12 protein-coding genes are annotated in these 13,080 nt (G+C 41.1%); 6 read left to right on the plus strand and 6 right to left on the minus strand.

Annotation, left to right across the window (positions count from 1 at the left end; all coding sequences use genetic code 11):
- Position 1: 1 nt before the first annotated feature.
- Together C1A47_RS13985 and apbC are read right to left on the minus strand one after the other, a co-directional pair.
- Positions 2–754 carry a 5'-methylthioadenosine/S-adenosylhomocysteine nucleosidase gene (locus C1A47_RS13985; protein WP_111895638.1) on the minus strand — a complete coding sequence of 251 codons (753 nt, stop codon included), beginning with the start codon at positions 752–754 and terminating at the stop codon, positions 2–4.
- Between the two features lie 49 nt (positions 755–803).
- Positions 804–2,072, minus strand: coding sequence for an iron-sulfur cluster carrier protein ApbC (apbC, locus tag C1A47_RS13990; RefSeq protein ID WP_111895639.1), 1,269 nt, complete (start codon positions 2,070–2,072; stop codon positions 804–806).
- A gap of 292 nt (positions 2,073–2,364) precedes the next feature.
- Between apbC and metG the strand changes: the two genes are divergently transcribed.
- Positions 2,365–4,425, plus strand: coding sequence for a methionine--tRNA ligase (metG, locus tag C1A47_RS13995; protein WP_111895640.1), 2,061 nt, complete (start codon positions 2,365–2,367; stop codon positions 4,423–4,425).
- A gap of 62 nt (positions 4,426–4,487) precedes the next feature.
- Here the strand turns inward: metG and C1A47_RS14000 are convergent, their stop codons facing one another.
- Complete coding sequence (locus C1A47_RS14000) at positions 4,488–5,285, minus strand: hypothetical protein (protein WP_111895682.1); 798 nt, start codon at positions 5,283–5,285, stop codon at positions 4,488–4,490.
- 405 nt (positions 5,286–5,690) lie between these two features.
- Here C1A47_RS14000 and C1A47_RS14005 point away from each other — a divergent pair, with 405 nt between their 5' ends.
- Positions 5,691–6,659, plus strand: a complete 969-nt coding sequence (locus tag C1A47_RS14005; RefSeq protein WP_111895641.1) for an MBL fold metallo-hydrolase — start codon at positions 5,691–5,693, stop codon at positions 6,657–6,659.
- Positions 6,660–6,832: 173 nt separating this feature from the next.
- Here C1A47_RS14005 and C1A47_RS17750 read toward each other — a convergent pair whose 3' ends face one another.
- From C1A47_RS17750 to C1A47_RS14015, 3 genes are all read right to left on the minus strand, one after another.
- A complete protein-coding gene (locus C1A47_RS17750; protein WP_171294394.1) occupies positions 6,833–6,997 on the minus strand; it encodes an NF038215 family lipoprotein in 165 nt (54 codons plus the stop codon).
- 176 nt (positions 6,998–7,173) lie between these two features.
- Entirely contained in the window at positions 7,174–7,755 is a 582-nt protein-coding gene (locus C1A47_RS14010) for a LysE family translocator (protein WP_171294395.1), read from the minus strand.
- Positions 7,756–7,845: 90 nt separating this feature from the next.
- Positions 7,846–8,610 carry a class I SAM-dependent methyltransferase gene (locus tag C1A47_RS14015; RefSeq protein WP_111895643.1) on the minus strand — a complete coding sequence of 255 codons (765 nt, stop codon included), beginning with the start codon at positions 8,608–8,610 and terminating at the stop codon, positions 7,846–7,848.
- A 193-nt stretch (positions 8,611–8,803) separates the two neighbouring features.
- Here C1A47_RS14015 and C1A47_RS14020 point away from each other — a divergent pair, with 193 nt between their 5' ends.
- From C1A47_RS14020 to C1A47_RS14035, 4 genes are read left to right on the plus strand one after another with little or no spacing between them, the layout of a single operon-like run.
- Positions 8,804–9,373 (plus strand): TetR/AcrR family transcriptional regulator, encoded by a 570-nt coding sequence (locus tag C1A47_RS14020; protein ID WP_111895644.1) that lies wholly within the window; start codon positions 8,804–8,806, stop codon positions 9,371–9,373.
- Entirely contained in the window at positions 9,366–11,009 is a 1,644-nt protein-coding gene (locus tag C1A47_RS14025; RefSeq protein ID WP_111895645.1) for an MFS transporter, read from the plus strand. Before C1A47_RS14020 ends, C1A47_RS14025 begins: the two co-directional genes overlap by 8 nt.
- Positions 11,010–11,024: 15 nt before the next feature.
- Complete coding sequence (locus C1A47_RS14030; RefSeq protein ID WP_111895646.1) at positions 11,025–12,176, plus strand: HlyD family secretion protein; 1,152 nt, start codon at positions 11,025–11,027, stop codon at positions 12,174–12,176.
- Positions 12,176–13,075 carry a 1-aminocyclopropane-1-carboxylate deaminase/D-cysteine desulfhydrase gene (locus C1A47_RS14035; protein WP_111895647.1) on the plus strand — a complete coding sequence of 300 codons (900 nt, stop codon included), beginning with the start codon at positions 12,176–12,178 and terminating at the stop codon, positions 13,073–13,075. Before C1A47_RS14030 ends, C1A47_RS14035 begins: the two co-directional genes overlap by 1 nt.
- Positions 13,076–13,080 lie beyond the last annotated feature (5 nt).

Here is a 13,080-nt window from a genome sequence, read left to right on the forward strand (position 1 = left end):
TCTAAAGTTGCATAAGATATTGATATGCAACTTTAAACACAAAATCCTGACAGGCTTGTCCTGTTGCAGCATCATAACCTTGTTGATTTGTCAGATTATTCGAAACCACCCTTAAGGCAAGAAAAGGGACATTAAACTGCGTTGCGACCTGTGCAACCGAAGCCCCTTCCATTTCTTCTGTGACTGTTCCATAAGTCTCTCGAAAAAAAGCGATCCGATCCAGTTCATTGTTCCAGACATCGGCTGAACCAATAATGCCTTCAACCACCTTACCTTGCGTATAGCTCGCTTTAATGTACTGTGCGGCACTGAGTAGCCCTTCATCTGCCAGAAAATGACGAATTGCAATCGGTTCGGGGTCTGTTTCATCCTCGGGTAAGACATCGAAGGCTTCCACCCAAGTCAAACTGTCTGAACCTTCCCCTTGTTGGCGTTTTGGTGTTTTAAATGCACCAATATTACAAACTGCCTGCCCCAAGACGATATCAAACACATTCAGTGCTGGGTCGTGTCCACCTGAAGTTCCCTGATTGATAATCGCACATGGCTGATATTTTAAAATCGCAATCGCTGTGGCTGCGGCAGAATTGGTCATACCCATGCGTGTTTTAGAAATAATGATCGGGAAACCCTGATAAAGCCCTTTCCAGAACACCCAACCACCCACTGTTTCCTTTTCGACATCGGTCAATTGACTGGCAAGATGTTCACATTCAACAGGCAGCGCACCTTGAATAATTAACGGTTGTCGCATATCAGAATCCCCCATAAAAAAGCCCGATGTGACACATCGGGCTCAAGCATTAAAAAATACGGTTTTGATCTTTATCTGCTTTTGGCAGCTTTTGAATATATTGTAAAAGCTGATTGGCAATTTGCAAATAGCTATCGGCAGCTTCATCGTTTGCCACGACACTCGGTTCACCTTTATCGGCATTTTCCCGAATTTTGGCATTCAACGGTAAACGGCCTAACAATGGAATATTGTATTGTTCCGCGAGTTGGTCACCACCACCCTGTCCAAAAATCTGTTCTTCAAAGCCACAGTTTGAGCAGATATGGGTTGACATATTTTCCACCACGCCTAGCACTGGAATCTGAACACGGTTAAACAGTTCAATCCCTTTAGTAGCATCAAGTAACGCTACATTTTGCGGCGTCGTCACAATCACCGCGCCCGATACTGGTATACGCTGTGCCAAGGTCAACTGAATATCACCTGTACCTGGTGGCATGTCGATCATGAGTACATCGAGATCTGGCCACAAAGTTTGGTTGAACAATTGCATTAACGCACCTGTTGCTTTTGGCCCACGCCAAGCGACAGGCGTATTGTTATCGCCCGTTAGATGTCCAATCGACAACACAGGCATTCCATACGCTTCTAAAGGGACAAAGTGTTCATTTTCAATCAGTGGGGTTTGTCCTGCATTGCCTAGCATGGTTGGAATACTTGGGCCGTAAATGTCAGCATCAAGCACACCGACTTTTAAGCCCAGTTTTTGCAAGCCCAAAGCCAAATTCACAGTCGTGGTTGATTTTCCAACGCCACCTTTGCCCGAAGACACCAAGATCACATGCTGAATCCGTGGATGTTTAGGTACATCGCGTTGTTGTGGGGCTGCTTTTTGAATCGGTGGATTATTGGGGTCTGTTTCTGCTTGAGCTGCTTTACCTGAAGCATCGACCACAGGGGGTAAATTGCTCGCTTCCGCTTTTGGTTTCGATGAACAGCTATGCCCTGCTTCTCCATGTTGCTGACTGCCACAACCACCCGATGTTGCTTGTCCTGTTTTTTGCTGAATCACATGTAAATTGAGTTCCTGAATGCCACATTTTTCAAGGGCATCGGCAAGCTCATCATGAATTTGCTGTAATTGTTCAGCTTCGCTCGGATGGGTATTGATCGTGAGTTGTAAAATCTGACCCTGTAAATTGAGCTGACTAATGCGGTCTTTGAGTAAATTTTCAGAATTTGGCAAACAGTAACTTTGGAGCACTTTCTGGATTTCTTCTTCTTTGACCTCTTGCGATGGGGCAAATTTTGCTTTTAATGAAGAAAACCAAGACATATGTGACTCCAACAGGAAAGATAATAGGGCTAGTGTAACTGTAATTGCCAATAAGTTTAAGTCAGCTTTTTTGATAGCCATGATCAATATGACTGGTAATCTGAAAAATTAGAGCGATCTTCATGCAAAAGTTTCCTATGCTATTTTTTTTGAAAAGAATTCACCTATCCATCAGCCAAAGTTCGATATACTCAGCGCTGCCCTCGCCAAATGCGCAGACAAAGCGTTGCTTTGTTTTCCTGCGCTCAGGTACAATCTTTTGCTTGTAAATACGAATGAGAGAACAACTTCCGTGCGTAAAATTTTAGTCACCAATGCCCTTCCTTATGCCAATGGTCCAATTCATATGGGTCACTTACTCGGTTATATCCAAGCGGATATTTGGGTTCGTGCCATGCGTGCATTAGGTCATGATGTGACTTATGTCTGTGCGGATGATGCTCACGGTACTGCCATCATGCTACGTGCCGAAGCCAATGGCATTTCCCCAGAACAGCAAATCGCCAATGTACAAAAAGAACATGAACGTGATTTTGCAGGTTTTGGCATTAGCTTTGACCACTATGATTCAACACATAGCGACACCAACAAAGCCCGTTCTCAAGAAATTTATGTCAAAAACCGTGAAGCAGGCAACATCGCAATTCGCCCTGTGACACAATTGTTTGACCCAGAAAAACAAATGTTCTTGTCTGACCGTTTCATTAAAGGCACATGCCCGAAATGTAAAGCCGAAGACCAATACGGCGACTCATGTGAAGTTTGCGGTACAACCTACAACGCCACTGAACTGTTGAATCCGCGTTCCACACTGAGCGGTGCAACGCCTGTTGAGAAATCATCAGACCATTACTTTTTCAAGTTGCCGAACTTCTCAGAATACCTACAAAAGTGGACACGTGACCAAGGTCGTTTACCTGTTTCGATTGCCAACAAACTGGATGAATGGTTCGATGCAGGCTTGGCAGACTGGGATATTTCACGTGATGCACCGTATTTCGGTTTTGAAATTCCGGATGCACCAAACAAATATTTCTATGTGTGGGTCGATGCGCCAATTGGTTATATGTCAAGTTTTGAAAACTTCATTAAAACCAAGCGCCCAGATTTGAACTTTGATGACTACTGGAAAAAAGACAGTGAAAATGAAGTCTATCACTTCATTGGTAAAGACATTGTTTACTTCCACGCACTGTTCTGGCCTGCAATGCTTGAAGGTGCAAACTACCGCACGCCAACAGGTTTATTCGTAAATGGTTTCTTGACTGTTAATGGTCAGAAAATGTCGAAATCACGCGGTACATTCATTAAAGCTGAAACTTATTTACAGCATTTGAACCCTGAATATTTGCGTTATTACTTCGCGTCTAAACTTTCCGACAAAGTTGAAGACTCAGACTTGAACTTGGATGATTTCATTCAAAAAGTAAACTCTGACCTTGTGGGTAAAGTGGTGAACATCGCGAGCCGTTGTGCCAAGTTCATTAACACCAAATTTAACGATACCTTATCGAGCGAATGTGCTGAAGCAGAATTGGTTCAAAGCTTTATTGATGCGGGTGATTCGATTGCTCAAGCCTATGAAGATCGTGAATTTTCTGCGGCAATTCGTGAAATCATGGCGTTGGCTGACCGTGCCAACCAATACATTGACGAGAAAAAACCGTGGGCGCTTGCAAAGCAAGAAGGTCAAGAACAGCAAGTGCATGATGTCTGCTCTGTCGGGATTAACCTGTTCCGTCAGTTGGCTGTTTACCTTGCGCCAGTCTTGCCTGAATTGGCAAACCAAGTTCAAGCATTCTTGAAACTTGAGAGCTTCAACTTTGAATCACGTAAAACGATTTTGACGGGTCATGAAATTGCAGCGTTCCAAGCGTTAATGCAACGTGTTGACCCTAAAGCAGTTGCAGCAATGGTGGACGAATCGAAAGAGTCTTTAGGTGCACCTGCAGCTGAACCTGTAAAAGCAGAAAAGAAAAAAGAAAAAGCCAAAGAGAAAAAAGCTGAACCGAAAATTGGTGAAGCTGAAATCATCGGTATTGAAGATTTTATCAAGATCGACCTGCGTGTTGCGAAAGTATTGGAAGCTGCAACCGTTGAAGGTTCGGATAAACTTCTTCAACTGACTTTAGATGCGGGCGAAGCTGAACCACGTAATGTGTTTAGTGGTATTCGTGAGTTTTATGCACCTGAAGACCTGAAAGGTAAGCTTGTTGTGTTGGTGGCTAACCTTGCACCACGCAAAATGCGTTTTGGTATTTCAAACGGGATGGTGCTTGCCGCAGGTAATGGCGAAGGTGTTTGGGTGATTTCACCTGAATCTGGTGCTAAACCAGGTGATAAAGTGTCTTAACTAAATCATTTATTAAAAGCCGAATTAATTTTAATTCGGCTTTTAATTTGAATTATTAATATCTAAAAATAAACTTTATGCTTCTTCTTTGGCAACTCATGAAATTTAATAAGCTCAGCTATAAAAATTTCTTTCTTCCTCTTACTTACTCTATTCATATTAGTTGTAGTATCGAATAAAAAATCAAATAAATTTATAATCATTAGAAGAATATAGCGAACCATATAACCAAATAGAAAGATTATTAATGATATAACAAAAATAGATATAAATGTTTTTAATATATTCAAGGAGTGAAATATTATATATAAATCTTCTATTTTTGCTCCATTTGCAATACTTAATCCTGTAAATAAAGCAATTACCCCCATAAACATTGCTAATACTCTATTTTTTGAATCAGTAGCAAAAATATAATTCATAAACTTTTCTCTAGTTAATAATGGCTTGGAGTATTTTTCTTCTAGAAAATAATATTTATCAAGCTTCTCAGCAAGGCTTGCATATTCAGAAAATGGAATGTTAATCGTATTTTCAAACCATTTTCGCTTAATTTCACGTAAAGTTAATACTTTCTTATACTTATGTTTGTATTTTTCTATCAAATAAATATCCCTTTGCTCCTCCAAAGCTCTAAAGAATATTAAGAAACAAACTTCTGACAACAAAACAATATATGGACTAATATCCTTTAGAAAACTATACTTCTTATATAAATTAAATAAATCAAAAAGATTTAAAATTGCCAAAATAAAGATAACTAAAAAAATTATAGAAAATATTAATATTGGATTATTTAATTTCCAGAACACCCCATATGATTCAAATTCTTTATAATACATATTTATTATTTTATTCAAAACTAGCCTCTCAACCTTATATACAATTACCAAAATTCATCATAATTTTCTTTCTGTTTCAACATATTAAATAAACAGTTACAATATTTTTGTTAGTTAAAACATTGATTAATCAAATAATCTAAGACATGGATACCTGCCGTTCGTTAGGGGCACATGGACGTGCCCTCCAACGAACAACTGGGTTTTGTTACTTTTGCCCAGTCAAAAGTAAGGCGAATCTTCCATTAAAAATTTTACGCCAAACATATTCCCCATCCAAAAAGTAGAAAGAAATCCTCTAATATCTTTTTGAGATAAAAAATACTTGCTTGTCGATTCATTTACACAATCTAAAAAAGATGAAAAATCTTGCCCTACATGCTAAAAAATAAACACCATAAATAAATCAAAAAATACTCTCAAATGAAAAAACTACTCGCTTCCGCCCTACTATGCTCTAGCTTCGTCAGTCTACCCACTTTCGCCACTTCCCCCACTTCCCCAATCGAGCAACAAAAACAAGTGGCGGGTTACTACCAATACCAATCAGGGCAAACCCAAATTACCGCCCTGCTCGACGGCACAAACTTTATCTCACCGAGCTTATTTAAAGGACTTTCAGAACAACAAATCCATGAAAGCCTCAAGAAATACTATGCCGACCAAGCCAAAGGCGTACAAACCTCCATCAATGCCTTTCTGGTCAATACAGGACATTCACTAGTCTTAGTCGACAGTGGTGCTGCAAGTTGCTTGGGTTCACACTTAGGCTCAGTTTTAAGCAACTTAAAAGCATCGGGTTACAAACCTGAACAGGTCGATACCATTTTGCTGACGCATCTGCACCCCGATCATGTCTGCGGTATTAGCAAAAACGGCGTTGCAAACTTCCCCAATGCCACGGTGTATGTGTCCGCTACAGAAGCCAATTACTGGCTAAACCCAGAACAGGTCAACAAAATCCCGAAAGAAAAACAGGCAGGTTTTTTAGCGACAGTGGAGAAAATCAAACAGGCGATAGCCCCTTATCAAGCCAAACAGCACTTTAAAACCTACAAACTTGGAGATCAGATTCAAGGATTTAACGTAATCAACAGCACTGGACATACACTTGGGCATACCAGTTATGAACTCAAAACCACAAATGAAACCATTGTGTTTGTAGGTGATATTGTCCATTCACACAGCATACAGTTCGATCATCCTGAAACTTCAATTGCGTATGATGCTGACCCAAAACAAGCCGTTGCAACGCGTTTAAAACTGTTTGCTGAATTTGCAAAACATGGCGAAACCATCGCCGCGCCACATTTACCCTTCCCAGGCATTGGGCATATTTATTCAGCCGATGGCAAAACTTATCAGTGGATTCCAATTCATTTTAAGGATTAGATTAAGGCATTAAATTTATTTTAATTTTAGGTTTTTTTTCACAACTATTTTTTTTAATAAATCACACTATAAACACACTCATCCAAACCTTCTCCCAAAGGGAGAAGGAAGTTGTAATATCAATTTTATTAAGCATTCATGATTATTTTTCATCTATAAAATAGATCAAATCACTAAGGGTTACGTGCTGTATTTAACTGATAATCTTGTTCATACACGGGCACACCCGCAACGCTTTTGACATAGTAATTGTGTTTGCCTTCCGTTGGTTGCTTTAACTCTATTCCTGTAAAAAAACAGGCATTTAACATGACATAGAGTATGGATATTGTCTTCATGGTCATATCCTCATTGTTATTTTGTTTTAACTTAGCATGTTATTAAAATGATTGTTTAAAAAATATCTCCATTTTTATGATGTTCACTCAGCTTCAGTTTATTGCCTCAGATTTACAGACATAAAAAAAGCTTATTGATCAACAATAAGCTTTTTTCAATTTTGGAACAGAACGAATTATTTCAGTCCAAAAATCAACTTTAAACCCAGCACTGTCATTACGCCACCTGCGGCACGGTCAAAGATCGCTTTAAATCGCAAATAGACTTTACGTGGCTTTTCAGCAGAAAGAGCCAGCGCAACTAGGGAATACCAACCTGCATCAATAAAGAAACACAGGATTGGTAAAACCACGTAGTAATACGTTGGAATTTCTTTAGGTAGCAATGCCGTAAAAATACTCGCCAAGATCACCGCAATTTTAGGATTACTCAACTGAGTAATAATTCCTAAGCGATAAGCTTGTGGATAGCTAATCTGCTTGGCAACGTCTTGCTGGGTATGCATCGGTTCTTTAGCATGACGAATAATTTTAATGGCAATCCAAAGTAAATACAGTCCACCACATATTTTTAAAATTAAATACGCAGATGGCACAGCCAATAAAATTGCTTGCAAGCCCATCACAGCCAATAAACCAAAGAATGCTGCACCTGTGCCAGTACCCAGTGCGGTAAACAAACCGTGCTTACGCGACATCGAGATTGAATTTTTCGCCACATAAATAAACGCTGGCCCAGGGCTAATCGCTCCCAGCATCAATGCAATGGTGATGGAAAATAACGGTAATAAACCTTCCACGCTCAGACCTATTTAGTGACTCATTAAGGTGCGCTATTTTAGCAGAACTTAGCCTGTTTTTCCCAATACTAAATACATCACCTCGGTTTTAAAGGATCCATCGGCCTGAATCTCAAAATACTGACGCACCACATCAGACACTTTATCTTGTAAATAGCGAATGGTTGCTGCACCATTTTCTGGCGTTTTCATACGAGCAACCCAGCTATTGAAATCTAAATGCAAAGCTTGCTTTTCAACCTCCTCGACTTTAAAACCAGCATATTCAGCAAATTTCATCCATTCTTGCAAACTGTAATCCCGCACATGACTCGGATCACGAATCATTTCAATGGTCTGTAAAAAGGTGTCTAAAATCGGCTGACCGCTGCCTAAAATATCTACAAAAATCACTTTACCATGCGGTTTTAACACCCGATGTATCTCTTGCATGGCTTGCCCAACATGCTGCCAGTGATGGGCTGAATAACGACTGATCACGCAATCAAAGGACTGGTCGGCAAAAGGTAACGCTTCGGCTGCCCCTTGTTGTCCTTGAATCTGGGTTAAACCTTTTTCTTTGGCTTGCTGACAAACCAATGCCACCATGTCTGGTGTAACATCATAAGCAATGGTGTGCTCTGTCAATGGTGCAACGTGGTAACTGACATGTCCTGCCCCACAACCCAAGTCTAAAACACGCTTGAATTGGTTCTGCTGAATACACTGCTGCATTTTTGCGAACTCCACGCCTTGAGCATGCACCGAACTACTTAAATAAGCATTTGATTTACCTTGGTATTGATCTTGATTTAATTGCTGTTGTGTATTCATTTTTATCTCGCTTGATCTGAATAAGACTCAGCATAGTCAAAGGTAATCTAAAAAAATAATGATGAATTTTACGATTATTAATAAAATAAAGTTATAAATTAATTCCATTTACAAAACTATAAACATCTAGATCGATACAAACGGACACTTTTGTCCGTAAAATATCGCCTAGAGATTGAAAGACTTGATAGCCATGAGTAAACATGTACAACGTGCGGCGCAAAACCGCGAAGAGCTTTTAAATGCCGCTGCCGAGATGATTAAAACCCATGGTATTCACGTCCCTTTACAACTGATTATTGATTATGCAGGTGTTGGACGGGCAACCTTTTATCGGAACTTTGCAGATCGTAAGCATCTGATTTATGCCTTACTACAGCAGTCGATTGAGAATCTGGAAACACGTGCCAAATATTATGGACAATTTGATGATGGCCTGTTTCTACTGATTTACAGTCATATTGAAACTTTGCCTCAGTTGTCTGCACTCAAAGAATATTGGCGTATTTTAGATGCAGACGATCCTCAATTACAAAAACTGGTTCAACAGCATGAACAGATCATCACACCGCTCATTCAGCGTGCAATTGATGCAGGAATCTGTCGTTCAGATCTGAATTTTGAAGATTACCGAACCATTATTTCTATCTTAACAGCATCGTTTCGTGGACATACTGAACAAGAACAAATGCGCTTAGCCAAACGCGCCATTGAACTTTTATTAACAGGGATTCAAGTATCCAACGAGGCCATTTATGGATAAACAGCCACGTTATTTGGAGACTCCACCTGACTGGACGGCGGATGAGCGCCCCATTCTGCCTGGCTCTCCTCCCTCAATTGCCCACTCACGTGGAAAGCGCTATTTGTATTTTTTTATTGGCATATTTATCGCGCTCTCAGCGGGACTGAGTAATGGTTTTATTACTGCCAATTTGCCTCAACTTCAAGGTGAATATGGTTTAACTCCCCTTGAAAGTGCTTGGCTACCCGCAGCTTATGTGATGGCTAATGTCAGCGCCAATCTGATTTTGTTCAAAGCTCGCCAACAATACGGATTACGATTATTTAGTGAAATTGGGCTTTTGGCATTTATTGCTGTCATGATTATGCATATTTTTGTGCATAGCTATCATTCAGCTTTAGTTGCCCGTTTTATTAGCGGTTTGGCAGCGGCACCACTCAGTTCACTGGGTATGTATTACATCATGCAAGGCTTTACCAAAGAGCACCGCATTAAAGGCCTGTATTTGGGAATTGGCTTTGGACAGCTCGGTGTCCCATTAGCTTGGATCATTTCGCCACTGTTAGTTAACGTCAATAACTGGTCTGTTCTGTATACCTTTGAGCTTGGTTTAAGCCTGTGCTGTTTTGCGATGGTGGTATCACTCAAACTGCCGCGTAGTTTACGTATTGCCGTGTTTGAAAAAGGTGATTTTCTTACCTTTGCCTTACTGGCTCCTGGGTTCGCCTGTCTATGTGCCGTATTAGTTCAAGGGCCATTGCGCTGGTGGTTTGATTCACCATGGGTCGCTTATGTACTCATCTGTGGTTTTAGCCTGTTGGTCTTGGGATTCTTTTACGAACATCAACGCACCAATCCTCTCATAATGACTCGCTGGATTGGGACTTGGCCCACACTCCGATTTATTATTGCTGCGTTTATGTTACGCCTGCTCATGTCAGAGCAAACTTATGCAGCGGTTAACTTCCTTAAAACAGTTGGTATGGGCCCTGACCAGTTTGTTAGTCTCTATACCGTGATCTTCTTTGGCATGCTTGCTGGTGCGATTTTCAGTGCTTTAACCTTTGCCCGAGAACGGATTGTTTTACAACTGGTATTCGCTGAATTTCTGGTACTGGTGGCTTGTAGTCTGGATTTCCACCTGACCAGTGATGTGCGTCCTGCCAACTTTTACCATAGCCAGTTTTTAGTGGCATTTGCAGGTGGGCTATTTATTGGGCCTTTACTACTGGTCGGTTTTGGTCGAGCTTTACAGCAAGGTGCAGGACATATCGTCACCTATCTGGTGCTGTTTTCTGCAACGCAAAGTTTTGGTGGTTTGGTGGGTTCATCCTTTTTTTCAACCTACCAAAAAGAACGGACTCAAGTTTATCAGGTGACCATCAATAATGCGCTGCAAAGCACTGACCCAAATGTCAGCCAGCGTCTCAGCCAGTATCAAAGTAAATATTCTGCCTATATTACCGACAGTGCCAAGGATCAGGTACAAGCCAAATCCAGTCTGTCCCAAATTACAACACGTGAAGCACAGGTACGTGCCTATAACGACGTGATCTATCTCAACGGCATTTTTGCTGTAATTTTGCTGATTTGGGGACTGAGCAATATTGCATGGACCACCTACACAGCTCGCCGTCATCCCCAATCTTCCTAATTTTCGAGTAGCGCTATGAGTGACCAACAACAACCTGATGAGACTTCACCTGAAAAACAGGAAGTATCTTCACCCCAACAACCACATTTAAAGAATGTGCCTCGTGTCAGTAAGTTGATTGAAACTAAAAAATCAACGCTGATTCTGATGTTTTTTATTTTACTCGTCGGGATTAGCGTCATTATGTGGGCATGGCAAATCGGGCCATTTAATACGCCTATTCAACGCACAGATAACAGCTACATTAAGGGAAAAACTACGGTTTTATCTTCTCAAATCAATGGCTATATTCAGGATGTTTTAGTCAGCGACTTTGACCATGTCAAAAAAGGACAGATCCTGATTAAGATTGACCCAACGACGTATAATCAAAAAGTTTCTCAAGCACAGTCTGGTGTTGAACAGGCGGCCAATAATTTTAATAATCAAAAACAAACCATTGCGCAACGTGAAGCCGATGTCAGTGCGGCACAGGCAAAAGTGGCTCAGGTTGAGTCACAATATCAACTCTCCTTGCAACAATTGCAGCGTTATCAAGCTCTAGGCAATAGTGGTGCGATTTCAAAATCAGATCTCGATCAGAGCCGTGCCAGTGTTGCCAATAATTTGGCGTTAGTAAATGAAGCCAAAGCTAATGTCAAAGTGGCGATAGAGTCGTTAAAAACCGCGCAGATCGCGACACGTGGTTTACAGGCACAAGTCAAAAATGCGGCTGCACAGCTCGATCAGGCCAATACCACAAAAGACTACAGCATTATCACAGCACCAATGGATGGACAGCTTGGTGAAGTTTCACCGCGTGTCGGTCAATACGTGGGGGCTGGTTCTCAACTGCTCTATTTGATTCCGCAAACCACATGGGTGATCGCCAACTTTAAGGAAACCCAAATTGCCAATATGCAAATTGGGCAAAAAGCCTCTTTTACGGTCGATGCCTTAAATCACAAGAAATTTACGGGCCATGTTGAGGAAATCTCTCCTGCTGCGGGTTCTGAGTTTAGTGTACTTAAAACCGACAATGCCACAGGCAACTTTACTAAAGTGGTTCAACGTATTTCTGTGAAGATTGCAATTGACCCCAATCAGCCTGAACTCAGTCGCTTAAGACCAGGCATGTCGGTGATTACTTCGGTTGATACTTCAAGTGCAGGAACAGGCACACGCTAATGCAGATTCAAGCACAGTTACCTGAGATTCCAATCCAGTCGCTACGAGTACGAGATGATATTCAGCTCGATATCAAACGACTGGATCTGGTTCATCCACACATTTCAGGCAACAAGTTTTACAAACTCAAATACAATCTGCTAGAGGCACAACAACAGGATAAAACTGCGGTACTGACTTTTGGGGGCGCATATTCCAATCATATTGCAGCGACAGCATATGCGGCTCAAATGTTGGGACTTCGTAGCATCGGCATGATTCGTGGAGAGGAACTGGCTCAGCGCCCGTTAAATCCAACTTTAGAAACAGCCCGTAACATGGGGATGCAGCTTGAATTTATTTCCAGACAGGCCTATCAACAGCGTCATGAACCCGTCTTTTTAGCACAGTTACAACAGCAATTCCCCAATAGTTATCTGATTCCTGAAGGTGGTACCAATGCACTTGCCATACAAGGTTGTCAGGAAATTCTGACGAAAGCAGACTTAAAAAACTACGATGTATTTTGCTGTGCAGTCGGTACAGGTGGCACACTCTCAGGTCTGATTGAAGCCAGTCATACTCATCATCAAGTATTGGGTTTTTCAGCACTCAAAGGTGAATTTCTGACTCAAGAAGTTGAGAAACTGGCCCATAAAAACAACTGGAAAATTCTCGATGCTTATTGTTGCGGTGGCTATGCCAAAACTTCCCCTGAGCTGCTGAAATTTATTCGAAAGTTTGAACAGACTTATCAGATTCCACTCGAACAGGTTTATACAGGCAAAATGCTGATGGGGATTTTTGATTTAATTGAACACGGTTATTTCCAGTCTGGCACTCGAATTCTCGCGATTCACACAGGTGGTTTGCAAGGGCGTACACAACAGTTAGGCGACATGCCAAAAATTTCAGTATAATGCGC

It is taken from the genome of Acinetobacter sp. MB5 (assembly GCF_003261585.1).
Lineage (GTDB): Bacteria > Pseudomonadota > Gammaproteobacteria > Pseudomonadales > Moraxellaceae > Acinetobacter.

Coding starts and splice junctions, on each gene's coding strand:
- C1A47_RS13985 (WP_111895638.1), bottom strand. CDS start 754: ATGCGACAACCGTTAATTATTCAAGGTGCGCTGCCTGTTGAATGTGAA.
- apbC (WP_111895639.1), bottom strand. CDS start 2,072: ATGTCTTGGTTTTCTTCATTAAAAGCAAAATTTGCCCCATCGCAAGAG.
- C1A47_RS14005 (WP_111895641.1), top strand. CDS start 5,691: ATGAAAAAACTACTCGCTTCCGCCCTACTATGCTCTAGCTTCGTCAGT.
- C1A47_RS17750 (WP_171294394.1), bottom strand. CDS start 6,997: ATGAAGACAATATCCATACTCTATGTCATGTTAAATGCCTGTTTTTTT.
- C1A47_RS14010 (WP_171294395.1), bottom strand. CDS start 7,755: ATGCTGGGAGCGATTAGCCCTGGGCCAGCGTTTATTTATGTGGCGAAA.
- C1A47_RS14015 (WP_111895643.1), bottom strand. CDS start 8,610: ATGAATACACAACAGCAATTAAATCAAGATCAATACCAAGGTAAATCA.
- C1A47_RS14020 (WP_111895644.1), top strand. CDS start 8,804: ATGAGTAAACATGTACAACGTGCGGCGCAAAACCGCGAAGAGCTTTTA.
- C1A47_RS14025 (WP_111895645.1), top strand. CDS start 9,366: ATGGATAAACAGCCACGTTATTTGGAGACTCCACCTGACTGGACGGCG.
- C1A47_RS14030 (WP_111895646.1), top strand. CDS start 11,025: ATGAGTGACCAACAACAACCTGATGAGACTTCACCTGAAAAACAGGAA.
- C1A47_RS14035 (WP_111895647.1), top strand. CDS start 12,176: ATGCAGATTCAAGCACAGTTACCTGAGATTCCAATCCAGTCGCTACGA.